At 70.3% G+C, this 25,281-nt stretch carries 27 protein-coding genes and 1 tRNA gene; 13 read left to right on the top strand and 15 right to left on the bottom strand.

Features of this window, described 5'->3' with window-relative positions:
* Positions 1–34: 34 nt before the first annotated feature.
* Positions 35–2,767: a pyruvate dehydrogenase (acetyl-transferring), homodimeric type gene (gene aceE / locus ACFYX3_RS13875; protein WP_389012316.1), complete on the bottom strand. Its 2,733-nt coding sequence runs from the start codon at positions 2,765–2,767 to the stop codon at positions 35–37.
* 473 nt (positions 2,768–3,240) lie between these two features.
* On the opposite strand from aceE, the gene ACFYX3_RS13880 reads away from it, so the two are divergent.
* From ACFYX3_RS13880 to ACFYX3_RS13905, 6 genes are all read left to right on the top strand, one after another.
* Positions 3,241–3,663, top strand: a complete 423-nt coding sequence (locus ACFYX3_RS13880; RefSeq protein WP_116161203.1) for a DUF3052 domain-containing protein — start codon at positions 3,241–3,243, stop codon at positions 3,661–3,663.
* 143 nt (positions 3,664–3,806) lie between these two features.
* On the top strand, positions 3,807–4,265 hold the full coding sequence (locus ACFYX3_RS13885; RefSeq protein WP_389012320.1) for a peroxiredoxin: 459 nt from the start codon (positions 3,807–3,809) through the stop codon (positions 4,263–4,265).
* A 149-nt stretch (positions 4,266–4,414) separates the two neighbouring features.
* On the top strand, positions 4,415–4,990 hold the full coding sequence (locus ACFYX3_RS13890; protein WP_030495317.1) for a TerD family protein: 576 nt from the start codon (positions 4,415–4,417) through the stop codon (positions 4,988–4,990).
* Positions 4,991–5,072: 82 nt separating this feature from the next.
* Positions 5,073–5,648 carry a TerD family protein gene (locus ACFYX3_RS13895; RefSeq protein WP_041129058.1) on the top strand — a complete coding sequence of 192 codons (576 nt, stop codon included), beginning with the start codon at positions 5,073–5,075 and terminating at the stop codon, positions 5,646–5,648.
* Between the two features lie 28 nt (positions 5,649–5,676).
* Positions 5,677–6,819: a DUF475 domain-containing protein gene (locus ACFYX3_RS13900; RefSeq protein WP_116161205.1), complete on the top strand. Its 1,143-nt coding sequence runs from the start codon at positions 5,677–5,679 to the stop codon at positions 6,817–6,819.
* Positions 6,820–6,937: 118 nt separating this feature from the next.
* Entirely contained in the window at positions 6,938–7,675 is a 738-nt protein-coding gene (locus ACFYX3_RS13905; RefSeq protein ID WP_359517892.1) for a Tellurium resistance, read from the top strand.
* Between the two features lie 21 nt (positions 7,676–7,696).
* Here ACFYX3_RS13905 and ACFYX3_RS13910 read toward each other — a convergent pair whose 3' ends face one another.
* Positions 7,697–8,602: a TerD family protein gene (locus tag ACFYX3_RS13910; RefSeq protein WP_389012392.1), complete on the bottom strand. Its 906-nt coding sequence runs from the start codon at positions 8,600–8,602 to the stop codon at positions 7,697–7,699.
* A gap of 176 nt (positions 8,603–8,778) precedes the next feature.
* Here ACFYX3_RS13910 and ACFYX3_RS13915 point away from each other — a divergent pair, with 176 nt between their 5' ends.
* The 3 genes from ACFYX3_RS13915 to ACFYX3_RS13925 are packed head-to-tail and all read left to right on the top strand — an operon-like array spanning position 8,779 to position 13,448.
* The gene (locus tag ACFYX3_RS13915; RefSeq protein ID WP_389012324.1) at positions 8,779–9,963 is read left to right on the top strand and encodes an HpcH/HpaI aldolase/citrate lyase family protein; all 1,185 of its coding nucleotides are present in this window, start codon (positions 8,779–8,781) and stop codon (positions 9,961–9,963) included.
* Between the two features lie 18 nt (positions 9,964–9,981).
* Positions 9,982–12,618: a phosphoribosyltransferase gene (locus ACFYX3_RS13920; RefSeq protein WP_389012327.1), complete on the top strand. Its 2,637-nt coding sequence runs from the start codon at positions 9,982–9,984 to the stop codon at positions 12,616–12,618.
* The gene (locus tag ACFYX3_RS13925; protein ID WP_359517886.1) at positions 12,615–13,448 is read left to right on the top strand and encodes an HAD family hydrolase; all 834 of its coding nucleotides are present in this window, start codon (positions 12,615–12,617) and stop codon (positions 13,446–13,448) included. Before ACFYX3_RS13920 ends, ACFYX3_RS13925 begins: the two co-directional genes overlap by 4 nt.
* Here ACFYX3_RS13925 and ACFYX3_RS13930 read toward each other — a convergent pair.
* The 3 genes from ACFYX3_RS13930 to ACFYX3_RS13940 all read right to left on the bottom strand — a co-directional run bounded on the left by ACFYX3_RS13930 (position 13,445) and on the right by ACFYX3_RS13940 (position 16,093).
* Positions 13,445–13,657: a zinc ribbon domain-containing protein gene (locus ACFYX3_RS13930; RefSeq protein WP_116161209.1), complete on the bottom strand. Its 213-nt coding sequence runs from the start codon at positions 13,655–13,657 to the stop codon at positions 13,445–13,447. The genes ACFYX3_RS13925 and ACFYX3_RS13930 overlap by 4 nt on opposite strands.
* Positions 13,658–13,902: 245 nt before the next feature.
* A complete protein-coding gene (locus ACFYX3_RS13935; RefSeq protein ID WP_389012332.1) occupies positions 13,903–15,258 on the bottom strand; it encodes a hypothetical protein in 1,356 nt (451 codons plus the stop codon).
* Positions 15,259–15,337: 79 nt separating this feature from the next.
* Positions 15,338–16,093, bottom strand: a complete 756-nt coding sequence (locus ACFYX3_RS13940; protein WP_389012335.1) for a DUF4097 family beta strand repeat-containing protein — start codon at positions 16,091–16,093, stop codon at positions 15,338–15,340.
* Positions 16,094–16,260: 167 nt separating this feature from the next.
* On the opposite strand from ACFYX3_RS13940, the gene ACFYX3_RS13945 reads away from it, so the two are divergent.
* Positions 16,261–16,335 (top strand) — tRNA-Val (locus tag ACFYX3_RS13945).
* Positions 16,336–16,435: 100 nt separating this feature from the next.
* Here the strand turns inward: ACFYX3_RS13945 and ACFYX3_RS13950 are convergent.
* From ACFYX3_RS13950 to repSA, 3 genes are read right to left on the bottom strand one after another with little or no spacing between them, the layout of a single operon-like run.
* Positions 16,436–17,575 (bottom strand): tyrosine-type recombinase/integrase, encoded by a 1,140-nt coding sequence (locus ACFYX3_RS13950; protein WP_389012338.1) that lies wholly within the window; start codon positions 17,573–17,575, stop codon positions 16,436–16,438.
* The gene (locus tag ACFYX3_RS13955; RefSeq protein ID WP_389012341.1) at positions 17,575–17,784 is read right to left on the bottom strand and encodes an excisionase family DNA-binding protein; all 210 of its coding nucleotides are present in this window, start codon (positions 17,782–17,784) and stop codon (positions 17,575–17,577) included. Before ACFYX3_RS13955 ends, ACFYX3_RS13950 begins: the two co-directional genes overlap by 1 nt.
* Entirely contained in the window at positions 17,781–19,178 is a 1,398-nt protein-coding gene (gene repSA / locus ACFYX3_RS13960) for a replication initiator protein RepSA (RefSeq protein ID WP_389012344.1), read from the bottom strand. Before repSA ends, ACFYX3_RS13955 begins: the two co-directional genes overlap by 4 nt.
* Positions 19,179–19,374: 196 nt before the next feature.
* Between repSA and ACFYX3_RS13965 the strand changes: the two genes are divergently transcribed.
* Positions 19,375–19,689 (top strand): Imm51 family immunity protein, encoded by a 315-nt coding sequence (locus tag ACFYX3_RS13965; protein ID WP_389012395.1) that lies wholly within the window; start codon positions 19,375–19,377, stop codon positions 19,687–19,689.
* Here ACFYX3_RS13965 and ACFYX3_RS13970 read toward each other — a convergent pair.
* The 7 genes from ACFYX3_RS13970 to ACFYX3_RS14000 all read right to left on the bottom strand — a co-directional run bounded on the left by ACFYX3_RS13970 (position 19,686) and on the right by ACFYX3_RS14000 (position 23,855).
* Complete coding sequence (locus ACFYX3_RS13970) at positions 19,686–20,030, bottom strand: SpdD-like protein (protein ID WP_389012347.1); 345 nt, start codon at positions 20,028–20,030, stop codon at positions 19,686–19,688. The genes ACFYX3_RS13965 and ACFYX3_RS13970 overlap by 4 nt on opposite strands.
* A gap of 11 nt (positions 20,031–20,041) precedes the next feature.
* Positions 20,042–20,200 carry a hypothetical protein gene (locus tag ACFYX3_RS13975; protein WP_389012350.1) on the bottom strand — a complete coding sequence of 53 codons (159 nt, stop codon included), beginning with the start codon at positions 20,198–20,200 and terminating at the stop codon, positions 20,042–20,044.
* A gap of 19 nt (positions 20,201–20,219) precedes the next feature.
* Positions 20,220–20,411: a mobile element transfer protein gene (locus ACFYX3_RS13980; RefSeq protein WP_240110302.1), complete on the bottom strand. Its 192-nt coding sequence runs from the start codon at positions 20,409–20,411 to the stop codon at positions 20,220–20,222.
* Positions 20,412–20,425: 14 nt separating this feature from the next.
* A complete protein-coding gene (locus ACFYX3_RS13985; protein WP_389012354.1) occupies positions 20,426–21,133 on the bottom strand; it encodes a DUF2637 domain-containing protein in 708 nt (235 codons plus the stop codon).
* Positions 21,134–21,215: 82 nt separating this feature from the next.
* Entirely contained in the window at positions 21,216–22,571 is a 1,356-nt protein-coding gene (locus ACFYX3_RS13990) for an FtsK/SpoIIIE domain-containing protein (RefSeq protein WP_389012357.1), read from the bottom strand.
* A 3-nt stretch (positions 22,572–22,574) separates the two neighbouring features.
* Positions 22,575–22,919: a hypothetical protein gene (locus ACFYX3_RS13995; protein WP_030688073.1), complete on the bottom strand. Its 345-nt coding sequence runs from the start codon at positions 22,917–22,919 to the stop codon at positions 22,575–22,577.
* Positions 22,920–23,057: 138 nt separating this feature from the next.
* Positions 23,058–23,855, bottom strand: a complete 798-nt coding sequence (locus ACFYX3_RS14000) for a GntR family transcriptional regulator (protein ID WP_389012360.1) — start codon at positions 23,853–23,855, stop codon at positions 23,058–23,060.
* On the opposite strand from ACFYX3_RS14000, the gene ACFYX3_RS14005 reads away from it, so the two are divergent.
* Positions 23,856–24,326, top strand: coding sequence for an NUDIX hydrolase (locus ACFYX3_RS14005; protein ID WP_389012363.1), 471 nt, complete (start codon positions 23,856–23,858; stop codon positions 24,324–24,326).
* The gene (locus tag ACFYX3_RS14010; protein ID WP_389012366.1) at positions 24,323–24,679 is read left to right on the top strand and encodes a hypothetical protein; all 357 of its coding nucleotides are present in this window, start codon (positions 24,323–24,325) and stop codon (positions 24,677–24,679) included. The genes ACFYX3_RS14005 and ACFYX3_RS14010 overlap by 4 nt, the downstream gene beginning before the upstream one ends.
* Positions 24,680–25,281 lie beyond the last annotated feature (602 nt).

The following is a 25,281-nucleotide window of genomic DNA, read 5'->3' on the forward strand; positions in this document are numbered from 1 at the left end:
CGACTATCGGCTGCCGACAGGCGCCGACAGGCGGTCAGGCGTCGCCGCCCGCCGCGCCCGGGTCGGCGGCCTCCACGTCGAGCAGCTGGTAGCGGTCCACGGCCTGCTTCAGGGCCGAGCGCTCGACCTTGCCCTCGCGGGCGAGTTCGGTCAGCACGGCGAGCACGATCGACTGCGCGTCGATGTGGAAGTAGCGGCGGGCCGCACCGCGCGTGTCCGCGAAGCCGAAGCCGTCCGCGCCCAGCGAGGTGTACCGGCCGGGCACCCAGCGGGAGATCTGGTCCGGCACCGACCGCATCCAGTCCGAGACCGCGACGAACGGGCCCTGGGCGCCCTGGAGCTTGCGCGTCACGTACGGGACGCGCTGCTCCTCGTCCGGGTGGAGCAGGTTGTGCTCCTCGACGGCCACGGCCTCGCGGCGCAGCTCGGTCCAGGAGGTCGCGGACCAGACGTCGGCCTTGACGTTCCACTCCTCGGCGAGGATCCGCTGCGCCTCGATCGCCCACGGCACGGCGACGCCCGAGGCCATGATCTGCGCCGGGATCGTGCCCGCCTCGCCGGCCTTCAGGCGGTGGATGCCCTGGAGGATGCCGTCGACGTCCACGTTCTCGGGCTCGGCCGGGTGCTGGATCGGCTCGTTGTAGACCGTCAGGTAGTAGAAGACGTCCTCGGACTCGGGGCCGTACATCCGCCGCAGACCGTCCTTGACGATGTGCGCGATCTCGAAGCCGTACGCCGGGTCGTAGGCGATGCAGGCCGGGTTGGTGGAGGCGAGGAGGTGGGAGTGGCCGTCCGCGTGCTGGAGGCCCTCGCCGGTCAGCGTCGTCCGGCCGGCCGTGGCGCCGAGCACGAAGCCGCGGGCCAGCTGGTCGGACATCTGCCAGAACTGGTCGCCGGTCCGCTGGAAACCGAACATCGAGTAGAAGACGTACACCGGGATCAGCGGCTCGCCGTGCGTGGCGTACGCGGAGCCGGCGGCGATCAGCGAGGCCGTGCAGCCGGCCTCGGAGATGCCGTCGTGCAGCATCTGGCCGGTCGGCGACTCCTTGTACGCGAGGAGGAGCTCGCGGTCCACCGCCTCGTACTGCTGGCCCAGCGGGTTGTAGATCTTGGCGCTCGGGAAGAACGCGTCCATGCCGAAGGTGCGGTACTCGTCGGGGGCGATCAGCACGAAGCGCTTGCCGATCTCCTTGTCCCGCATGAGGTCCTTCAGGATGCGGACGAAGGCCATCGTGGTGGCGATCGACTGCTGCCCGGAGCCCTTCTTGGCGGCGGCGTAGGTCTTGTCGTCGGGGAGGGGCAGCGGCTTCGCCCGCACGATCCGGGTCGGGACGTACCCGCCCAGCGCCTTGCGGCGGTCGTGCATGTACTGGATCTCCTCGGAGTTCCGGCCCGGGTGGTAGTACGGCGGGAGGCCGTCCTCCAGCTGCCGGTCCGTCACCGGGATGTGCAGCCGGTCGCGGAAGCGCTTGAGGTCGTCGACCGTCAGCTTCTTCATCTGGTGGGTCGCGTTGCGGCCCTCGAAGTTCGGGCCCAGCGTCCAGCCCTTGACGGTCTGGGCGAGGATCACGGTCGGCTGGCCGGCATGGGCCTTCGCCGCCGCGTAGGCCGCGTAGATCTTCTTGTGGTCGTGGCCGCCGCGGCCGAGGTGCAGGACCTGCTGGTCCGTCATGCCCTCGACCATGGCCCGCAGCCGGTGGTCGTCGCCGAAGAAGTGGTCCCGGATGTAGCCGCCGGTCTCCGTGGCGTACGTCTGGAACTGGCCGTCCGGGGTGGTGTTCAGCTTGTTGACCAGGATGCCGTCGCGGTCCTGCGCGAGCAGCGGGTCCCAGGAGCGGTCCCAGATCAGCTTGATGACGTTCCAGCCGTTGCCCCGGAAGATCGACTCCAGCTCCTGGATGATCTTGCCGTTGCCGCGGACCGGGCCGTCGAGCCGCTGGAGGTTGCAGTTGACGACGAAGGTGAGGTTGTCCAGACCCTCGCGGGCGGCGATGGACAGCTGGCCGAGGGACTCGACCTCGTCCATCTCGCCGTCGCCGAGGAACGCCCAGACGTGCGACATGGAGGTGTCGGCGATGCCGCGCGCCTCCATGTACCGGTTCATCCGCGCCTGGTAGATCGCGCCGAGCGGGCCGAGGCCCATCGACACGGTCGGGAACTCCCAGAAGTCCGGCATCAGCCGCGGGTGCGGGTACGACGAAAGACCGTTCGGGAACTTCGACTTCTCCTGGCGGAAGGCGTCGAGCTGGGTCTCGTTCAGCCGGTCGAGGAGGTACGCGCGGGCGTAGATGCCGGGGGAGGCGTGCCCCTGGAAGAAGATCTGGTCGCCGCCGTCGCCCTCGTCCTTGCCGCGGAAGAAGTGGTTGAAGCCGACGTCGTACAGGGAGGCGGAGGAGGCGAAGGTCGCGATGTGACCGCCGACGCCGATGCCCGGGCGCTGGGCGCGCGAGACCATCACGGCCGCGTTCCACCGGGTGGCGTTGAGGACCTTGCGCTCGATCTCCTCGTTGCCGGGGAAGAACGGCTCGTCCCTGGTGGCGATGGTGTTGACGTAGTCCGTGCTGCGCATCTCGGGCACGGCCACGCGCTTCTCGCGGGCCCGCTCGATCAGACGGAGCATGAGGTAGCGGGCCCGCTCACGGCCCCGCTCGTCGACGGCCGCGTCGAGGGAGTCGAGCCATTCCTGGGTCTCTTCCGGGTCGAAATCCGGGACCTGGCTGGGAAGGCCGCCAATGATGATCGGGTTGCGATCGGATCCGGGAGCCACGCTCTTCCTTCGCTGTTCGGTAGTGCCCACGGGGCCACGGAGTGGTCGGGATGTCCATCGTGTACCCCGCCGACGCCAGACGTCACATTTACCGAGGGGTAACCCCCGGGGGGTCCCCAGGGCCCGTCTCGGGGCCTGTCTTTCGGATGTCTCCAGCGGTCTGGGTGCGGTCGGGTAGAGGTCCGGTGTGGTCAAATCGCAACCTTACGCTCAACCCGCGCATGCGTTTCGTCCGGGCGTTCGGCAGACTGAAACCGCAGAAGTCAGTAAACCGGGACGAACCATGTGTGCCTGATCACGGAGGAGGGACCGGCGGTGCCGGAAGTTGCGGCGAGACGGCCCCAAACGTCACCGTTTCGGCGGTCTCGGCGGCCGGGTACTTGCGCGATCCGCCCCGGCACGTGTGGACTACGGCCAGCGCCGCGCGCATACGCGTGGCCCACAGCATTTTCCGAATGAGCAGGAGGCAAGCCGTGAGCGCGACCGCGGACCACGCGGAGGAGCGGACCAACCCGGCAGCGAGGCTGGGGTTCGAGCCCGGACAGGTGGTCCAGGAGATCGGCTACGACGACGACGTCGACCAGGATCTCCGTGAAGGCATCGAGTCCGTGATCGGACAGGACCTCGTGGACGAGGACTACGACGACGTCGCCGACGCCGTCGTGCTCTGGTTCCGTGACGAGGACGGCGACCTCACCGACGCCCTGGTGGACTCCATCGGTCTTCTGGAGGACGGCGGCAACATCTGGCTGCTGACCCCGAAGACCGGCCGCGACGGATACATCGAGCCGTCCGACATCAACGATGCCGCGCAGACAGCGGGTCTCTCCCAGACCAAGAGCATCAGCGTCGCCAAGGACTGGTCGGGCACCCGCCTGGCCGCCCCCAAGCGCTGATCACCACGCTGCGAGAAGCCCCCGCCGGTCCCCCGGCGGGGGCTTTCGTGCGCAGGCGTAGGGTGGGATCGACCCGGGTTCACCGATACGGCCCAAGGCGACACGGCCAAGGCCCGGGCCCCGTCGGAAGGGACGCGTACGCGATGGCGATCGAGGTCGGCACCAAGGCCCCGGAGTTCGAGCTCAAGGACAACCACGGCCGGACCGTGCGGCTCTCCGACTTCCGCGGCGAGCAGAACGTGGTGCTGCTCTTCTATCCGTTCGCCTTCACCGGCGTCTGCACCGGCGAACTCCGCGAGCTGCGCGACAACCTGCCGGCGTTCGTCAACGAAGACACCAGGCTCCTCGCCGTCTCCAACGACTCCATCCACACCCTCCGCGTCTTCGGCGACCAGGAGGACCTGGAGTTCCCGCTGCTCTCCGACTTCTGGCCGCACGGCGAGGTCTCCCGGGCGTACGGCGTCTTCGACGAGGAGAAGGGCTGCGCGGTCCGCGGCACCTTCGTCATCGACAAGGAGGGCGTCGTCCGCTGGACCGTCGTGAACGCCCTGTCGGACGCCCGCGACCTCGGCGACTACCTCAAGGCGCTCGACGCCCTCTGAGCGCCTTGGGAGCGAAACGGGGCCGACACCCTCGGAATCACCGGGCGAATCGACTGTTTCGACCGGGAACCCGTCACTAGGATCCAGTCGTTGATCCGATGCCAACGCACGACTGGGGGCGCTGCCCCTGGAAACCTATGGAGGGACTCGTGGGAGTCAGCCTCAGCAAGGGCGGCAACGTCTCGCTGACCAAGGAGGCCCCTGGCCTCACCGCCGTGACCGTCGGTCTGGGCTGGGACGTCCGCACCACCACCGGTACGGACTTCGACCTCGACGCCAGCGCCATCCTGGTGAGCGAGGCCGGCAAGGTCCGCAACGACCAGGACTTCGTCTTCTTCAACAACCTGAAGAGCGCCGACGGCTCGGTCGAGCACACCGGTGACAACCTCACCGGTGAGGGCGAGGGCGACGACGAGCAGGTCAAGGTCAACCTGGCCGGTGTGCCGGCCGACGTGGCCAAGATCGTCTTCCCGGTCTCGATCTACGACGCCGAGAACCGCCAGCAGTCCTTCGGTCAGGTGCGCAACGCTTTCATCCGCGTCGTGAACCAGGCCGGCGGCGCCGAGATCGCCCGGTACGACCTCTCCGAGGACGCCTCGACCGAGACCGCCATGGTCTTCGGCGAGCTGTACCGCCACGGTGCGGAGTGGAAGTTCCGTGCCGTCGGCCAGGGGTACGCCTCGGGTCTGCGCGGCATCGCGCAGGACTTCGGCGTCAACGTCTGAGTCGAACCGTTCGAACCGTCCGGCGCCGCACCTCCCGTGCGGCGCCGGACGTGCCTCATCACCACCGGGGAGGAACCGAATCATGGGCGTCACGCTCGCCAAGGGAGGCAACGTCTCCCTCTCCAAAGCCGCACCCAACCTGACCCAGGTCCTCGTGGGGCTCGGCTGGGACGCGCGCTCCACCACCGGAGCCCCCTTCGACCTCGACGCCAGCGCCCTGCTGTGCCAGGCCGGCCGGGTGCTCGGGGACGAGTACTTCGTCTTCTACAACCAGCTCCGCAGCCCCGAGGGCTCCGTCGAACACACCGGCGACAACCTCACCGGCGAGGGTGACGGGGACGACGAGTCCCTCATCGTGGACCTCACCAAGGTGCCGGCCCACTGCGACAAGATCGTCTTCCCGGTGTCGATCCACGACGCCGACAACCGCGGTCAGAGCTTCGGCCAGGTCAGCAACGCCTTCATCCGCGTCGTCAACCAGCTCGACGGCCAGGAGCTCGCCCGCTACGACCTCTCGGAGGACGCCTCCACCGAGACGGCGATGATCTTCGGTGAGCTCTACCGCTACAACGGCGAATGGAAGTTCCGTGCGGTGGGACAGGGGTACGCGTCCGGGCTTCGGGGCATCGCTCTAGACTTCGGGGTCAACGTTTCGTAAAGCCTGTAATTTCACGATGGGGTAGACAGTGATTCTGAAAACCTTCGGCTGGTCGTTCGCGATCACTGTGATCGGCCTGGCCGTGGCGGTGCTCTACGGGGGGTGGGAGGCGTTCGGGATCGTCGCGATCCTCTGCGTCCTCGAGATCTCCCTGTCGTTCGACAACGCGGTGGTCAACGCCGGAATCCTGAAGAAGATGAATGCCTTCTGGCAGAAGATCTTCCTCACGATCGGCGTGATCATCGCCGTCTTCGGCATGCGCCTCGTCTTCCCCGTCGTGATCGTCGCGATCAGCGCGAAGATCGGCCCCATCGAAGCCGTCGATCTCGCGCTGAACGACGCCGACCGCTACCAGCAGCTGGTCACCGACGCACACCCGTCGATCGCCGCCTTCGGTGGCATGTTCCTGCTGATGATCTTCCTCGACTTCATCTTCGAGGAGCGTGACATCCAGTGGCTGCGCTGGATCGAGCGCCCGCTGGCCAAGCTCGGCAAGGTCGACATGCTGTCGGTCTGCATCGCCCTCGTCGTCCTGCTCATCACCTCGATGACCTTCGCGACCCACGCCCACCAGCACGGCGGCGCGCACGTCGACAAGGCGCAGACGGTCCTGATCTCCGGCATCGCCGGCCTCATCACGTACCTCGTCGTCGGCGGTCTCTCCGGCTACTTCGAGAACAAGCTGGAGGAGGAAGAGGAGGCCGAGCAGGAGGCCGAGGAAGAGGCCAAGCGCACGGGCAAGAAGGTCTCCGTCGTCCAGCTCGCCGGCAAGGCCGCCTTCTTCATGTTCCTCTACCTCGAGGTCCTCGACGCCTCCTTCTCCTTCGACGGTGTCATCGGCGCCTTCGCCATCACCAACGACATCGTCCTGATGGCGCTCGGCCTGGGCGTCGGCGCCATGTACGTCCGTTCGCTGACGGTCTACCTGGTCCGCCAGGGCACCCTCGACGACTACGTCTACCTGGAGCACGGCGCCCACTACGCGATCGGCGCCCTGGCCGTGGTCCTCATGATCACCATCCAGTACGAGATCCCCGAGATCGTCACCGGCGGCATCGGCGTCGCGCTCATCGGCTGGTCCTTCTGGTCCTCCGTCCGCCGCAACAAGCGGCTCGCGGCGGCCGAGGGCGGCTCCGCGAACGACAAGACCGAGGTGCCGTCAGGGGTGTGACACCCCCGGCAGCGAGGAATGCTTCACTGCGGGGCGGCCGGTGCATCCGGCCGCCCCGCAGGCATGTGCGCGGCGCCGACGGCCGCGGTGTTGACGACCAGTGGGGGGTGAAGGCGACATGGCCTTCTGGGACAACCTGTTTCCGGGGAGGGCGGCGCAGTTCGACTCGGGCAGCGCCGCGTCGAACGCGATCGATCTGACGAAACGGCGCCCGACCGTCTCGCTCACCAAACAGGGCGCCGCCACCGGCAACCTCCGGGTGAACCTCTCCTGGCGGATGCGCACCTCCGACATCGAGGGCCGCTCCCGCCAGAGCGGACGGCTGCTGCGGAACCCCGCGCAGCTCTTCAAGCCCGAGGTCGTCCAGGCCCACACCCAGGGCATGGTCAACGTCGACCTCGACCTGGGCTGCCTCTACGAGCTCGCCGACGGCAGCAAGGGGGTCGTGCAGCCGCTCGGCGGCTTCTTCGGCGACCTGAACGCCGCCCCGTACGTGAAGCTGAGCGGAGACGACCGCTTCGGCGGCTCCTCGGGCGAGACGATCTTCGTCAACCTGGACCACCGGGACGACTTCAAGCGGCTGCTGTTCTTCGCCTACATCTACGACCAGACGCCGGCCTTCGACCGTACGCACGCCAAGGTCACGCTCTACCCGAGCAACGGTCCCCGGATCGAGATCGAGCTCGACGAGCGCGCCCCGCAGGCCCGCTCCTGCGCCGTCTTCTCCATGGAGAACGTCAAGGGCGAGCTGACCGTCCGACGCGAGGTGCGGTTCGTGTACGGCTTCCAGGCCGAACTGGACCGGTTGTACGGCTGGGGACTCCAGTGGGGCCGCGGCTACAAGACCAAGGCGTGAGCCCTGCCGCGGCCCCCGGTGTCACTGCCGGCTGAACTGGGGCCCCATCGGCGGCATGCGGAACTCCGGCGCCGGGTTCTGCTCGGCGGCGGCCACCGGCTGCGGGTAGCCGTACGAGGGGGCCGGGGCGTTCACGGGCTGCTGGGGGTAGCCGTACGCCGGGGCGGGCGCGTTCACCGGCTGCTGCGGGTAGCCGTAGGCGGGCGCGCGGTCCGGCATGGGCGGCACGGTCGGCTGCGGCGGCACCGGGGTATGGACCACGGTCCGATCGAGGTCGGGGTCGTGGGAGCCGGTGGCGGGAGAACCGGTGACCGCCCCGGCCTCGGGGAAGACCGGGCCCTGTGCGTCCTGGGCGGCGTCCTGCGCCGCGGCGTCCTCGTCGACCGAGATGCCGAAGTCCGTGGCGAGGCCGACAAGACCCGTCGGGTAGCCCTGGCCCACCGCGCGGAACTTCCAGCCGTCCCCGCGCCGGTACAGCTCGCCGCAGATGACCGCCGTCTCCTCGCCGGTCTCCGCCGTCACGTCGAACAGGGCCATCGGCTCGCGCTCCGCCCCGGCCACCGCGTCGTACAGCAGGATCTGCAGGTCGGAGACGGACCGGAAGGTGCCGCCGTCGGAGGAAGCCGCGATCACCACCCGGTCGACGGACACGTCGAGCCCGGCGAGATCGGCCTCCACGGTGTCCGTCAGGCCCTCGGCGACCCGCTTCTTCGGCAGCCGTCGCACCAGGCCCGAGGGGTGGCGCGGCTGGTTGTAGAAGACGAAGTCCTCGTCGGACCGCACGCGCCCGGACGGCCCGAGGAGCAGGGCGGAGGCATCCACGTCGGGGACCCCGGGGCCCGGGGTCCAGCGGAGCACGGCCCGTACGGCCGCGGTGTCGAGAGGGACGTTGGAGCCCTTCAGCATCGCGTGCGTCATGACCGCAATCCTGCCCTCCCGCCCGACCCGCGGACAACGCGGGGGCACCACCGATACCGGAACGGTGTGACGGATGCCGTCGAGTTACCTGAATTTCATGCGCCGAGGGAACTAAGGACACCCATACATACGTACTATTACCGGCCACATGTCATCAGGGCCGGAGAGGCAGACGGGGGACTTACATGCGTCATTTCGGGCACATCCCGGCCGCTGTGCAGGCCGGGCTGTTCCACCGGGAGCCGGCCGAGTTCACGGCCGACTCGCCCGCCGGCACGCTCGCCGTGGCCCTGGGCGCCACGCTCTACAGCCCCGCCACCCGCCCCCGGCTGGCCGACGCCGTACGCAAGCAGGCCCGGCGCGGAGTGGTCTCCATGGTGCTCTGCCTGGAGGATTCCATCAGCGACGCCGAGGTCGAGGCGGGCGAGGCCAACCTCGTCCGGACCTTCGCCGACCTCGCCGCCGGGACCGTGACGGACACCGACACCGCCACGGACCTGCCCCTGCTCTTCATCCGGGTCCGCGAACCGCGCCAGATCACCGACCTCGTCGACCGCCTCGGCGCGACCGTCGCCCTGCTGTCCGGATTCGTACTCCCCAAGTTCACCGAGACCCGAGGCCGCGCCTTCCTCGAAGCGCTCACCCAGGCCGAGCGGACGAGCGGCAGGCGCCTCTTCGCCATGCCCGTCCTCGAGTCCCCCGAGCTCCTCCACCTGGAGACCCGGGCCGAGACCCTCGCCGGGATCGCCTCGATCACCGACAAGCACCGCGACCGCGTCCTCGCCCTCCGCCTCGGCGTCACGGACTTCTGCTCCGCCTACGGGCTGCGCCGCTCGCCCGACATGACCGCGTACGACATCAAGATCGTCGCGAACGTCATCGCCGACGTCGTCAACGTCCTCGGCCGCTCCGACGGCACCGGCTTCACCGTCACCGGGCCCGTCTGGGAGTACTTCCGGCAGGGCGAGCGCATGTTCAAGCCACAGCTGCGCCGCAGCCCCTTCCTCGAAGGCCGCGCCGAGGACCTGCGCACCGCCCTCATCGAGCACGACCTCGACGGCCTGCTCCGCGAGATCGAACTCGACCGGGCCAACGGCCTGCTCGGCAAGACCTGCATCCACCCCACCCACGTGGTGCCGGTGCACGCCCTCTCCGTCGTCAGCCACGAGGAGTGGAGCGACGCCCAGGACATCCTGCGGCCCGAGCGGGACGGCGGCGGAGTCCTCCGCTCCGCCTACACGAACAAGATGAACGAGGTGAAGCCGCATCGCGCGTGGGCCGAGCGCATCCTCCTGCGCGCCGAGGTCTTCGGCGTCGCCAAGGAGGACGTCGGCTTCGTGGAGCTGCTCACCGCCGGCCTGGCCGGCTGACGAAGGGACGTCGACGACGTGGTGTGGACCGGAACGTGGGTCGCGGAGCGACTGGGCGTCGAACTGATCGGCGACGAGGAGCTGCCGGCCCTGTTGGGCCTCGCACTGCGCCGCAACCCCAAGCGGGCGCACCTGCTGGTCTCCAGCGTGCTCGGCAAGCACGTGCCGCAGCGCCCGGCCGTCGTGTACGGCTCCGGCCTCGCGCTCGGCCGGCGCGTCCGCGAGCTCCTCGGCGACGAGGAGGCCGCCCGGTCCGTCGTCCTCGGCTACGCGGAGACCGCCACCGCCCTCGGGCACGCCGTCGCCGACGGCCTCGGCCTCGCCCCGTACCTCCACTCCACCCGCCGCCCGGTGGCAGGCGTCGCCCGCGCCGGCGGCTTCGAGGAGTCCCACTCCCACGCCACCTCGCACCTCCTGCTGCCCGAGGACCCCAAGCTCCTCGCGGGCGACGGGCCGCTCGTCCTCGTCGACGACGAGTTCTCGACGGGCAACACGGTCCTCAACACCATCCGCGCCCTGCACGAGCGCTACCCGCGCGACCGGTACGTCGTCGTGGCCCTCGTCGACATGCGCTCCGCCGCCGACCTCGGCCGCCTGGACGCCTTCGCGACGGAGATCGGCGCCCGCGTCGACCTGATCGCCGGCGCGGCCGGCACGGTCCGCCTCCCGGACGGCGTCCTGGAGAAGGGCCAGGCCCTGGTGGCGGAACACGAGCGCGCGACCCCGGTGCCGCACCCCCGCGCACCGCGGGAGGCACCCGTACGGGTGGACCTCGACTGGCCCGCGGAACTCCCCGACGGCGGCCGCCACGGCTTCACGCCCGAACACCGGGACCACCTGGAGGAGGCCCTGCCGGGTATGGCGGGGAGACTGGCGGAGGCGCTGGGGGGCGGGCCCGACACCCTGGGACAGGCCCGGGAAACGCCTGCTGCGCGTGGCGAGGCCGAGCAGGCCGAGCTGCCCGAGCAGACCCTGAACCGTCCTGCCGCGCAGGCCGGGCAGGCCTCGGCCCGTCCTGCCGCGCAGGGTGGGACCCAGCAGGCCGAGCAGGCCGCGCAGGCCGAGCAGGCCCCGGACAGTCCCGCCACGCCGCCCGCAGGGCCCCGGCCCCGGCCCCGGATCCTCGTCCTCGGCTTCGAGGAGCTGATGTACGCGCCGCTGCGTCTCGGCACCGCCCTGGAGGACGCCGGTCACGACGTCCGCTACTCCACCACCACCCGCTCGCCCGTCCTCGCCGTCGACGACCCCGGCTACGCCATCCGCACCCGGCTCGTCTTCCCCGCCCACGACGCCCCCGCCGACGGACCCGGCGAGCGCTACGCGTACAACGTCGCGGGCGCAGGCTTCGACGCCGGCGTCCTCGTCGTCGACTCCGCCGCCGACACCCCGGCCCTGCACGCCCAGGACGGCCTGCTCGCCCAGCTCACCGCGCACATCCCGCGCGTCGTGCTCGCGGTGATCCCGTCCTACACACCCACGGACTCCGTCACCGAAGCTCCCGAAAGGAGCTCCATGCTGCCCGAGCCCCTCCGCGGCCCCGCCTTCTCCTCGTACGCACCCGAAGAGGTCGGCTGGCTGCTCCAGGACCTCTCGGACGTCGAACTCGAGGCCCCCACCGAGGAACGGGAGGAGGCCATCCAGAGCGGCGGCGCGCACTACGCCGAGTCGCTCCCCGTCGAGTACCAGCCCAGCGAGCGCTACCAGGAGCTCTTCCAGGCCGCCCTGGAGAGCTCCGCCGCCCGGATGGCGCGCGCCGTCGGCACGGTCACCGAGACCGTCCTCGCCGAGCGCTCCGCCCGCCCGGTCCTGGTCTCCCTCGCGCGGGCCGGCACCCCGGTCGGCGTCCTCATGCGCCGCTGGGCGCAGGCCCGCCACGGCCTCGACCTCCCGCACTACGCCGTCTCCATCGTGCGCGGCCGCGGCATCGACGCCAACGCGCTGCGCTGGCTCGCCGCCCACCACGACCCGGCCGACGTCGTGTTCGTCGACGGCTGGACCGGAAAGGGCGCCATCACCCGCGAACTCGCTGAGGCGATCAAGGAGTTCGAGGGCTTCGACCCGGAGATCGCGGTCCTCGCCGACCCGGGCTCCTGCGTCCGCACGTACGGCACCCGCGAGGACTTCCTCATCCCCTCCGCGTGCCTCAACTCCACGGTCTCCGGCCTGATATCGCGTACGGTCCTCCGTTCCGACCTCGTCGGACCGAACGACTTCCACGGCGCCAAGTTCTATCGCGAACTGGCCGACGCCGACGTCTCCGTGGCCTTCCTCGACGCCGTGGCGGCCCGCTTCGACGAGGTCGCCGCGACCGTCGACGCCGACGTGAAGGAGCTGCTCGCCGCCGACCGCACCCCCACCTGGGAGGGCTGGGCGGCCGTCGAGCGGATCAGCGAGGAGTACGGCATCCACGACGTCAACCTGGTCAAACCGGGCGTCGGCGAGACCACCCGTGTCCTGCTCCGCCGCGTCCCCTGGAAGATCCTCGCCAAGCGGGGCGCCGAGGCCGACCTCGCGCACGTCCGGCTGCTCGCGGAGCAGCGCGGCGTACCGGTCGAGGTCGTCGACGAACTCCCGTACAGCTGCGTGGGCCTGATCCACCCTCAGTACACGAGGGGTGCGACGGGCGCGGACGGAAAGGCGGTGGTGTCCCAGTGAGTACGTCCACGAGCACGTCCAGGGGCAAGACCCTGGTCGCGAGCGACCTCGACCGCACCCTCATCTACTCGACCGCGGCCCTCGCCCTCGGCATGCCGGACGCCCAGGCGCCCCGGCTGCTGTGCGTCGAGGTCCACGAGTCCAAGCCGCTCTCGTACATGACCGAGGACGCGGCCGAGCTCCTGGCGCGGCTGACCGCCGAGACCGTCTTCGTCCCCACGACCACGCGGACGCGCAAGCAGTACCAGCGCATCCAGCTTCCGGGCACCGCACCGGCATACGCGATCTGCGCCAACGGCGGGCACATCCTCGTGGACGGCGTCTCCGACCGCGACTGGCACGAGTCCGTGCTGCGCAGGCTGGCCGACGAGTGCGCCCCGCTCTCCGAGATCCGCGCCTACCTCACCGCCACGACGGACCTGTCCTGGGTGCGCAAGCACCGGGTGGCGGAGGACCTCTTCGCGTACCTCGTCGTCGAGCGGGAGCGGCTCCCCGAGGACTGGCTGGACCGCTTCGGCGGCTGGGCGGGCGAGCGCGGCTGGACCGTGTCGCTCCAGGGCCGCAAGGTGTACGCCGTGCCGAAGCCGCTCACCAAGAGCGCGGCCGTCCGCGAGGTCGCCCGCCGCACGGGCGCGACGCTCACCCTGGCGGCCGGGGACTCCCTCCTCGACGCCGACCTGCTGCTCGCCGCGGACCGGGCCTGGCGCCCGGGCCACGGCGAGCTCGCCGACAGCGACTGGACGGCGCCCCACCTCGACGTCCTCGCGGAGCGAGGGGTGGCGGCGGGGGAGGAGATCCTGCGCCGCTTCAGGGCGGCGGCAGCGTCCTAGCCGCAGCAGCCCCCACCGCAGCAACCGCCGCCGCCACCGCCCTGCGCGGGGGCGGCGGAGCTGCTTCCGCCGACGGCGACGGCCGACAGCAGCTTCACGGTGTCGTCGTGCCCGGCGGGGCAGGAGGCGGGAGCGGAGGACTCGGCCATGGGACGGCTGAGCTCGAAGGTGTCGCCACAGGTGCGGCAGCGGTATTCGTAACGAGGCATGGGAACAGGCTAGCGGCGGGAGGAGCGGGGGAGCAGGGTCGGCGCGGGGCCGAAGGCCGCAGGAACCGCCCGGGCGAGCACCGGCGGCGCGACACCAGGTCACGGAGGGGCGACCGCTCCCAGGGCCCGGCAAGGCGACGGCCCTCGGCATCAGGCCCGGCATCGACCGACCATCTCCGCGACGGCCCTGCCCCGGCCCCGCCGTCAGCCCCCCCAGCCCGCCCTCGACCGGCTCCCGGAGGCCCTCAGTGCCCGGCGCCCCGCTCCTCCCGGATGAGGCCGACGACATGGGCGGCCGAGGCGCGGACGGCCTCCAGCTCGGTCAGGAAGTGCCAGTAGTCCGGGTGGCGGCCCTCAAGGGAGCCGACGGCCCGGTCGAGCCGGCCGACGGCCTCGTCCAGGGGCCGGGCGTGGCGCGGATCGGGCGTGTTCCGCCCGGCCATCGCGAGGCGCTGGGCGTCCCGTACGGCGAACCGCGTGCGGTCGATCTCCGCGGTGGGGTCCTTCGCGACGGCGTCCAGGCGGCGCAGCCGGTCCCCGGCTGCGGAGACGGCCTCGTCGGTCGAGTCGAGGAGCGCGCGGGCCGTGGAGAGCAGCGAGGTCGCGTCGGGCCAGCGCTGCTCGGCCCGTGCGTTCCCGGCCTCGGCGAGCCGCTCCCCGGCCTGGCGGAGGCTCGCGACGGCCTGCTCGGGCACGTGCTGGAGGTCCTGCCAGCAGGCGGCGGAGTACCGCCGGCGCAGCTCGGAGAGGACGGGCTCGACCCCTCCGGCGCGGGTGGTGAGGGCCTCGGCGCGGGTACGCAGCGACACGAGGCGCTTGTCGATCTCGGCGGCCCGCTCGGGCAGCCGCTCGGCCTCGGCCCGTACGGCCTCGGCGTCCCGCAGCACCCGGTCGGCGCGCTGGAGCGTCTCGGGGACGCCGTGGCGCCCCGCGCCCTCGTTGAGGCGGGTCAGCTCGGGCCCGAGCGCGGCGAGCCGAGCGGCGAGGTCATCGGCGCGCAGCCCACGCTCCCGTACGGCATCCAGGGCGCCGCTCGCGCCCCGCAGCGCCTGCCGGGCCCGCTCGACGGCGGGCGCGAGCCGGGCGAGCTGGGTCTCGGCGCGCCCGAGGAGCGGAGCGAGGCCTTCCTCGAACCGGTCCAACTCGCCCTTGACGCGATCGAGCTCCTCCTTGGCCCGGGCCAACTCGGAGCGGGCGCGTGAGGCGGTGGCGGCATCCAACTCGTCCCGATCAAGATCATGTGCATCGACGGCACCGATGTACACATGACTGACCTCGTCGATCCGCCGCCCGAGCGCCTCGAACCCGTCGACGGCGCGACGCGCCTCGGGGGAGCTGTCCACGGCGGTGATGGTCTCGATGGAGATGCGGAGCCCGCGCTGGGCGGTGTCGAGCTCGTAGAAGGAGGCCGCGGCGGCGTCCTTGGCGGCCTGGGCCTCGGCCCGCTGCCCTTCCCCGCGCCCACCGAACCAGCGGCGGGTCCCGCCGCCCGCGAAGGCCTGCGGAAGGAGCGCGCCCACGAGCAGGGGCAGCGCGAGCGCCAGCCGGAACGCGGAGGAACCCCTGGGCGCCGATGTGCCCCTAGCGTCGCTCTCCGCCACGTACTACTCCCCGTGCTGTGTCCGCCGTGCCCGGTCAGGCTTCATTCTCCCACCCGGTAATGACGAACACACGGCCGTATCAGTTCACCGTACGGACGACGACATCCCCGTTGTCGCTGCGAAGACTCACGACGTGCCCACTGCCGTCACGACGCGGTACATCGACACGCACGTCACCGTTCCCGCTGTCGGCGGAGGCGACGTACTCGGCCTTCGGCAGCGCCACGGTGACGTCCCCGTTGTCGGTGACGACGTCGACCTTGCGGGGAACGGCACCGAGGGTGATGTCGACGTCCCCGTTGTCGCCCCGCACCGTGACCTCGGCCGAGGTCACGGACCCCTCGACGGTCACATCCCCGTTCCGACTCCCGAGATCGAGCACCCCGCCGACGTTCCGTACCTGCACGTCCCCGTTGTCGGAGCGCACCTTGAGAGGCGTGGTGAACCCCTCGGCGGTCACGCCCCCGTTGTCGTCGTCGACGGTGACGGCGACCCCGCGGGGCACCTGGATCCGGTGCACGGCCGAACAGCTGGCCGCGACGGCATCACATTCCACCCGCAGGGTCAGCCGCCCGTCGACCAGCTTCCAGCTGGCCTCGGGCCCGGACCCCATGAAGACCCACCCGTCGACCTGCCGCTCCACCCGCACACCGTCGACATCGGCGGGCGTGATCACAAGCCGGGAGTTGTCCGAGTCGACGGTGAGCGCGTCCCCGCCGAACGCGAACGTCTTCCGCTCCACCGGCGCCTCCTCGGGCTCGGCCGCACACCCCGCGAGCGCGAGCACGACGACACAGGAAAGGAGCAGCGCACGGGACGTGCGGCGTACGGCCATGACGACGAAACCCCCAGAAGCGACACCTAAGATCCCCCCGAACCTAGAACCCCACCACCCCCCACCACGATCCGGCGACCCACCGCCCCGGAGGTGGGGCTACCCCCCCGGACCCCATCCATTTGCGGCACCCACCCACCGGCCATGTAGGCTGTTGCCTCCTCCACGGGTGCGTAGCTCAGGGGTAGAGCGCTGCTCTTACAAAGCAGATGTCGGCGGTTCGAAACCGTCCGCGCCCACCAGTAGGTAGCACGACAAAGGCCCAGGTCACCGGTACTGAACCGGGAGCCTGGGCCTTGTCCGTTCCCCGGCCGGGAAGGCGGGGGAGGGGCGTCGTGCCAGTTACGTGCCAGATGGATCGTCGCCGGACTCCGCTGGCCGGACCTTCCTGATCTGCTCGTCGACGTGGGCGGCGATGGCGTGGTCACGCCCGTTCACCAGGTGCTGATAGATCAGCGCGGCTCGCACCGACGAGTGCCCCATCCGCTGCATCAGCTCACGCGTCGTGGCACCGCCGGTCGCGGCGAGGGTGTTCCCCGTGTGGCGCAGATCGTGGAAATGGGCGTCTCGGAGGCCGGTCGTCTTCAGGGCCCGAAGCCACAGCCGCCGGAAGTTGTTTCGGCGAAGCTGCCCGCCGCGTTCTCCGGTGAAGACCAGCCCGGTCCGGCCCGGCTCGGCGTAGACGGCGAGATGAGTGGCCAGGCTCTCCGCCAGCGAGGCCGGGAAGGCGACGGTGCGTACACCGGCCGCGCTCTTGGGCGTCTTGATCAGAATGCCGTCGGTACGGGTCTCGGCCAGAGAACGTCGTACGGCGACGGTTCGGCGGTCGAGGTCGACGTCATGGCGCTGAAGCGCGGCGAGCTCGCCGAAGCGGAGACCGGTGAAGGCTGCCAGCAGGATGAACACCCGGAAGCGCGCCGGCACGGCGTCGGCGAGCTGGAAGACCTCGGCGATTTCGAGGAACGGTCGCTCGGCTGTCTTGGCCGCGCCGGCGCCCTTGATACGGCAGGGATTGCGCTGGATCAGCTCGTCGTCGACCGCGGTGTTCATGATGGCTCGGAGGATCTGGTACGCCTTGGCGACCGTCGGCTCACCGACACCCGACTCCAGGAGGCCGGCACGCCAGCGGCGGATCTGGGGTGTGGTGACCTCACTCAGGACCACGTCCGCGAAGGTCGGCAGGATGTGGAGGCGTAGGGCGCTGCCGTTGCGCTCGCGAGTGGTCGCCGCGTAGTCGCGTTCCTTGAACCAGGCGTCGGCGTACACCCCGAAGAGAACCTTGTCGTCCGGGTCCTTCCATTTGCCGTCGAGGATCTCCGCTTCCTTGCGGACGAGCCACCGATCGGCATCGGTCTGCGAGGCGAACGTCTCGGGGGCCGATCGCGTCATCCCGTCCGGCCCCTGATAACGAGCCTGGAACCGTCCTGACGGCAGCTTGCGCACTGCGCCGAAGCGGCGACGCTTGCCTTTGCTGTTCGCCATTAGGCCACCGCCGCGAATCGGCGACGAGTGCTGATCGGCTGGACGGTGTGGGCGACGACGAATTCCTCCAAGGCCCGCTCAGGAATGCGGACATGCCGTCCCACCTTGACGAAGACGATCCGGCGCTCGGCGATGAGCCGACGCGGAAACCTCTCAGTGGTGCCGAGGAGTTCGGCGGCCTGGCCCACGGTCAGCAGTCGGTCGGTCATGCGCTTGCTCCTTCCAGGGCGAGTTGGTCGCGTAGGGCTTCGCGGGCGGTCTCGCGGTTGAGCTGGATGTCCCGGGCGATGGAGGCGGCGAGGGCGGCCTCGCCGGGGGAGTGGCCCTGGCCGGCGTACGTCCAGGAGGTGAGGACGAGGACGGTGTCCGGCTCGATGTCGTCGAGGCCGCGGGCGGCGCGTTCTTGGGTGGCGCGGTAGTCGGCGCGGGTCTGGCGCAGTTCGCCCAGGGTGGTGGAGTACTGCCGGGACTTGGTGGAGAAGTGGCCCCGGAAGCCGAGCATGTGGGCCCAGGCGAGGAGCCGGCGGTCGGGGTACAGCGGTTCGAGGTCGAAGCAGGCTTCGACGAGGCGGCGGGTGTGGTCGGGGACGCCGAGGAGGACCAGGGCCTCACGGTTGCCGATGCGGCGGTCGAGGCTGCCGGTGGTTTCGGCGGCCTTGGTGGAGTACTTGGCGATGTAGGAGGCGACGGCCTGTTCGGTGATGTCGGAGCCGTCGCCGAAGGCTTTGACGGGGCGGATGTCGAGCTGGGCGCCCCAGCGGAGGCGGCGTAACGGCTGATCGCCAGCGGCGGGGACGGTGACGGTCGTATACGCGTGGGTGGCGGCGGCGCGGATAGCCTCGGTGAGGCGCTCGGTGGTCGCCCATGAAGGAGGCGGCGAGTCGGGACCGTCCGGGCCATCGATGCGGACGACGGCGTGGAAGTGGACGGCGCCCCGCTTCTGGAACTCGGCGACCTTCCCGTACGAGATCCGGGCGACCTCCTTCAGCTCCCTCTGCGAGAGGCCAGCTGTGGCGGCGATCTCCCGGCGGAGGCGAGTCGTGAAGCGCTGCCAGAGCTGCCCGGCGTGGTTGTTGAAGAGGACGGCGGCGGCGTAGTCGTACGAGTCGGGATCGAGCGGCGTGCCGAGGGCGGCGTCGTCCTCGGTGTGGCGGACGCCGCAGCGACAGGGCCGGGTGCCGGGACGGTTGTGGACAGGGCCGAAGGATGGGGCCGTGAGGGTGAGGAAGACCCGGGGGTGCTCGCGGACCGTGGCGGGGATGTCCCGGGCGTTGTCTCCGGCGAGGCCGGCGCGGATGAGGTGGAAGGTGTCGCCCGCGTAGGTCCACGCGCAGGCGGGGCAGCGGGAGGCGCGGCGGTTGCCGCAGGCGATCCGGAGCCGTGCGCCCGGTTCGGTGTCGGTGGAGTACCGGTGGAGGGTCTCCCCGGTGGCCTTGTCCCGGGTGAGGGTCCAGCCCTGGAGGTGGATGGGGTGGGAGCAGCCGCCGGTGCGGTGGATCTGCTCCTTCCAGCGGTCGAAGCCGGGGGACCCGGCCACCCGGAGCACGTCGCTCAGGGTGGCGGTGTCGAACCCCGCTGACGAGGCGGCTGGGACGGTCATCATGGAGAGCTTCCTTCTGGTTCTGCGAGCTGGGTAGGGGCGGGGCTTCCGGGCGGCGGAGACTTGGCGGTTGAGCCGCCCGGAAGCTGGCTAGTGCGGTGACCGGAGAGGCCCACCGGACCGGCAGAGGGAGGGACCGGATGAGGCGGCCCGAGGGATCGGCAGCTCTGTCAGAGGGCGGTGCGAGGATCACGCCGTGATGATCAACCTGCATGACTTCGACGGCGAGCACTCGCTGACCTTGAACGCTGGCGGCTTGGCTGCCGATGACGCCGTAGCTGCCGCCGGACACGAGCCGAACGGGTACTTCTGGGAAGGTCTCGTGCAGTTCGCTTGGCCGGACATTGCCGAGGACCTCGACTTCGACAGCGAGGGCGGCATGTTCTGCGCGGTCGGGAGTCCGAGCGACCTCGCACGACTCAAGGCTGCCCTTGGAGCCGTCATCACGAGCCCTGAGGCAGTCCGCGACATCATTGCCCGTGCGGAGGCATCGGGCTTCGAGTTCGACGACTAGCGCTGTCGGCGCTGGCCGTTGAGGAGCGAGCGCAGGACGACGGCGCAGACGGCGACCGACGCGGCGCTGATGGCGACGGCGAGGAGCATGGAGACCAGGACCGTGCCGACGACGAGGACGGTTCCGGCGCCGCCGACAACGACGACAGCCAGGCCAGCCGGGGTGAGGCGCGGGGCCGAGGACGGCGCCAGGACGGGTGCAGGGGCCGGGGCGTGGTGGTGGTTGCAGGCCGCCGCGTCGGCGGTGCGGCGGGGCGCGATGTCGGCGGTGACGGTCGGTTGGACGAGCGGGGTGACGAGGCCGGTCGGAAGCGGGTTGACCGGGATGCGCGGCTGGAACATGACGGTTCTCCCTACTTGTTGATCGTGTTGTCGATGAGCGGGGCGAGGACGCTGTCGGCGAGGAGGTAGCCGCCGAGGAGGATCACGGCGACGAGCCACCAGGGCGGGCGGATGAGCTTGATACCGAGGCCGCCGACGGCGATCAGGGCGAGCCAGAGCGGGACGTCCATGACGCGGACTCCTTCGAGGTCAGCGGGGCTTGCAGCGGTGCGTGCGGGCGGCGAGCTGGGCGGCCGAGGAGCTGGAGTACTCGGTGGACCAGCCGCAGCCGTCGGACGTGCACACGGCGGCGTACTTGGTGCGGCCGTGGCGGTCGCGGTGGGTGCCGATCTGCACCGGACCGATCCGCATCACGGAGTGGAAGTGGTCGCGAGCGGCCATGGGAGGGTCTCTTTTCAGGCGAGCTGGGCGGCGATGGCAGCAGCCATCAGGGGCGGGACGCCGAGGCGAGCGCGCAGGGTGTCGGCGTCGATCGGGTAGCCGGTGCGGGCGCGGTAGTCGTCGGCGACTTTCCGGGCGTGAGTAACGAGGGCCGGCGGTACGGCCACGGGGGCGGGTTCGGGCTCCGGTGCGGGTTCCGGTTCCGGTTCCGGTTCCGGGGAGGGGAGGGCCGGTGCGGCGGCGATCTCCGGCTCCGGCTCGGCTACGTCATCCCGCTCGATGACCGCCTCCACGGCCGGGGCCTGCTCGGTGGCCGTGTCGGGTTCAGCTGGCTTGGCGACCGTCGGATGCCCGGGGGAGTGGACGAGGAGGGTGCCGCCGAGAAACGCGAGGGCGGGCCAGCCCGCGACGAGGATGCGCAGCCAGGCGGGAACGTGGCCGAGGTCGAGGAGCCCGGCGGTGGCGACGTTCGCACCGAGCGACGCGGCCAGGGCGACCATGAACCACGTCCAGGCTGAGCGGACAGGCGCACCGGCGGCCCGCGAGGTCCGCAGCCGATGCCAGGCGGCGACGAGCAGGAGGTCTACGGAGACCGGGTAGGCCCACGCTTTCCAACCGGACTGTCCGGCAGCCGCAGCCAGGTCGTGGAGATGAGCGAAGGACAGAGCGCCGGCGATCGCGGCTTGTACGAGGACGGCGTCCGGTCGGCGGATGGGACGCATCGGGGGTCCTCCTTCCGGTTTCGGGCATGGGCGGGGTAGGGGCCTGGCGTGAAGCGGTCACGCAGCCGTGGAGCGAGGGGATTCAGGCGATCGCGGGAGCCGTGACGGTCGAGGGCGCCGCGGCTTTGCCCAGGGGCGGCAGGACGGGCCGGAAGGCGTCCAGCGCAGGGATCTCGGGCGTGCGGTGGGCGTGGGAGTTCGCGATGTTCACGGCCCGCCGGAGCGTGAGGTGGGGAGTGCGGATGCGGACCCACCCACCGGAGGAGTCGCCCGCGACGGCGGTGCCGGGCCGGTCGGTGCGGATCTGGACCGTGGCGAGCACGGCATCCGGGGCGATGTCGCCGAAGGCCATGTTGGCGGAGGTCTCGTCGTTGACGCGGTGGGCGGTGCGACCGGTGAGCTGGGCGCGAAGCATGGTGATGCCCTTGCCGAGCTCGGAGCCGAAGCGCTGCCCACAGATCTCCAGGTAGATGCCGGCGGCGCGGCCAAGCTGGGAGAGCCGGACGAGGGAGGTGATGATCCGATCCCGCCGCTTCTCTTCGTCCTTCGTGGCGTAGAGGGCGAGTTCGGCGACCTCATCGACCAGGAGCACGATCGGGGTCGGTCGCAGGTGATCGGGCAGGTCCCAGATGTCGGCGGTGATCTCCGCATCCGGCAGGTCTGCACTCAATCTCTGCTCGCGGCGAATCAGTTGGTAGACGTCTTCCATGTGCTCGACCAAGGCGTCGAGAAGATTGGCGGCGGCGTCAGGGTTGTCAGCCAGGGCAGTGAACCGCCGGGCAAGCGGGGCAAGTTCAACGCCCTGCTTGCAGTCGATCCCGACCACGGCGACGTCCAGCGCGGCGAGCGCGGCAACAAGGTTGCGTTGATAGACGGACTTCCCGGACTGGGTGGCGCCGACGTTCAGCGCGTGTGGGGTCTGGCGGTAGTCGCGGTAGTAGACCTCTCCGTCCTCCCGCATGGCGACCGGAACTCGCATCACCCCAACACGGGCCGCCGCGGGCATCTGAACGCGCTTGAGCACGTCGTAGCCGGTCATCCGCAGCTCGACCACGCTGGAGCGGATCTCCCGGGCGGTGACGTTCTGCATGACAAACGAGTGCCGGAGCCGGTCCGAGGCGGCGGAGAAGTCGAACGCGTCCTGACCGGGGCGCAGTTTTACCCGCAGTACGAGCCCGGTACGTGTCGGCCGCAGCCGCAGGATCCGGGGTGCCCGCGACTCGGGGATGGGCTGGCCGGTCATCCGGGCCAGCGCCAGGCGCCAGCGCGAGGGCGGGACGGTCAGCCCGCACGCGTCCATGACCGACGCGTACCGGGCGAGGATCCGGACCACGGCGAAGACGACGCCGAAGGTCATCCAATACCAGGCCGGACGCTGCCACCGCAGCAGCAGCGCGGCCGTGGCGACCAGCGCGAGGGTGACCGTTAAGGCGGTCATGGGTCAGCCGACCTTCGCGGCGGCGAGCGAGGTGACGGCCACGGCGCGGAAGCTGATGCCGTGGCGCTTCTGGCCGTTGAACTCGTTCTCCCAAGGCCGGGCGACGACCCCGGTCAGGGCGACCGGGGTGCCCATGGACAGCTCCTCGGAGATGCCGGTCTTGGGCACGGTCAGGTTGAGGATCTCGGCGTTGCCATCCATGACGAACATGACGTCGACCGTCATCAGCGGGGCACCGGTGTCCCGGTCGGTGGCGATCTCGCCGGTCTGACGGTTGGCGATCTTCGGGGCCGGGGGCTGGGCCACCATCACCATCGCGGCGGAGGTGTCGACGGGGATCTGACGCACAGTGGATCACTCCTCTATAGAGGTTGGGCTCCTTCACTCCTGTATAGGAGTGACATGAAGAAGAGTGCACCACTCCTGTACATGAGTCAACCCGCCACGGAAAGAAACCGCAGCGGGTTGAGGGGAGTTGAGCGAGCGTCAGTCGGTCGCGGGGATCCGGTACTGGAAGACGAACTGGTCAGCGGCCATGAGGGTGTCGCAGACCTCCACGACCCGCCCCTTCTTGGTCACCGCGTCCCGCACCAGCTGAATCACGGGGGCGCCGGGACTCAGAGCCAACTCGGACGCCTCCGCCTTCGCGGCCGGCCGAGCCTGAAGCGTCTCCACGAACTCGGCGAAGCTGTGGCCGTGGTCTTCGAGCCGGGCGTAGATGCCACCGGGGCCCGGGTTCTCGGCGAACAGCTCGGGGATGTCCTTCACCACGTCCCACGGCAGGTACGACGAGGCGGTCTCGACGGGGGTCCCGTTCCGGAAGTACAGCCGGCGCCGCGCGAGCACCTGCGTTCCCACGTCGACGCCAAGCCGCTCAGCGATGTCCGCCGGCGCTTCCATGGGCCCGATGTAGAGGACGCTCACCTTCGCGGTGGCGCCGGACTGCTCGGACTCGGCGAGGTAGGCAGCCTTGCCGCCCCGCCGATGAGAAGCGCGGAACCGATCCGAAGATCGAAGCCGTACAGGAGGCCGGTCCTTCACAATCGAGCCCTTGCCGTGCCGGGTCTCGACGAGCCCACTGGCCCGCACCTCGACCATGGCCTTCCGAATAGTCCCCCCAGCAACCCCGTACCGCTCGACCAGCTCCGACTCACTCGGAACCATGTCGCCGGCCTTGAGGACGCCGGACCGGATCTGCTGGACGATCTCGTCCGCGATCTGCACGTACCGAGGTACGGCCCTGCCAGCTCCTGCTGGAGTTCTCACAGTCCTACCCACTCTCATATGCTCCTGTACATGAGTAGTGGGAGCGCGGGAACAAAGTCAACGCCGTTGCATTCCGTGTCCGTGGCTGGAGCGGTAGTGCGCGAAGACGGCCGCCTCCTGGCGATCCGCCGAGCGGACAACGGCACGTGGGAGCTCCCGGGTGGAGTCCTTGAACTCACCGAGGCACCGGAAGCGGGCGTCGCCCGCGAGGTCCTGGAGGAGACGGGCATCCATGTCGAGGTGGACGAGCTGACGGGCGTCTACAAGAACACCACCCGCGGCATCGTCGCCCTGGTCTTCCGCTGCAAGCCCTCAGGCGGCACCGAACGAACCTCGGACGAGTCGACCGCGGTCGACTGGCTGACGCCGGCCGAGGTCGAGGAGCGCATGGCCGAGGTCTACGCGATCCGCCTCCTGGACGCCCTAGACGGAAACGGCCCCCACATCCGCAGTCACGATGGCCGGCACCTCTTGGAGAAGTCCGCATGACGGAGCCGAAGCAGGTGAGCGAGTTCGAGAACGTCTATGACTTCCTGGACCGGGTCCGCCTGCATCCCGAAGGATGGGTTCGCCACGGTTCTCTGACGCACCTGGGCGCCATGCTTGCCGGTTACCGAGTGGCCATGGCGGTGTACAACGCCGAAGAGGACTTCCCCTTCTGGACTCCAGGTGACATAGCACCCTTCGACACCTGGCTCGGCCAGCGCAACGGCCACCTCTCTCCCTTGGGCTGGGCGGTAGAGATCGAACGCGAAGCCGAGACCACCAACACGCCAGCCGTTGAGCTGTTCTTCACCCTGCTCGACCAGTTCCAAGCTGAGCGCCAGACGCCGCTGCGGTAAGACTTTCTCTACTTCATCAAGGCACCCGCCGCGCACGGCGCGGCGCGCGCGGCCCGTCGCCCGGGCCTGCGCTCCTGTCTGCGCCCCGCTCCAGCCCGGCCGCCGTCCGCACGCCTGACAGCTCGGGTTGATGGGTGACGAACCCACGCGGCCGAAGCGGTACGCGAGTGCGGCTCAAGACGATGCCTCCGGCGGGGGCGCTCAGACTCCGGGATGGCAGGGGCCTGTGCGCGGGTGCCGGCCGGTGGGGTGTGGCGGTGGGGACTCCCATCCCGTCTGCCGTCGACCCAGGCAGAGCCGAGCAGACACGGCACCGGGCGTCCAGGTCGTTCGTACAGTGGCGCGCTCCACCTGGACGCCCGGCACCGCGCCCGCTCCACGTACGTGTGGGTCGACGGCAGACGGGATGGGAGCAGTGGTGTGGCGCGGACTGGTCAGTCGCTCTGGTTCGGCCTCCTAGTACTGCAGCCGCAGTTGCCGTGGTCCGCGACTACCCGGCCAATCGGGCTAGTACTGCAGCCGCAGTTGCCGTGGTCCGCGACTACCCGGCCAATCGGGCTAGCCTGTTAACCCGCTGGATCAGGTTGTTGCTGCACACGCTC

It is taken from the genome of Streptomyces sp. NPDC002463 (assembly GCF_042889835.1).
In the GTDB taxonomy this organism is placed as follows: domain Bacteria; phylum Actinomycetota; class Actinomycetes; order Streptomycetales; family Streptomycetaceae; genus Streptomyces; species Streptomyces nymphaeiformis.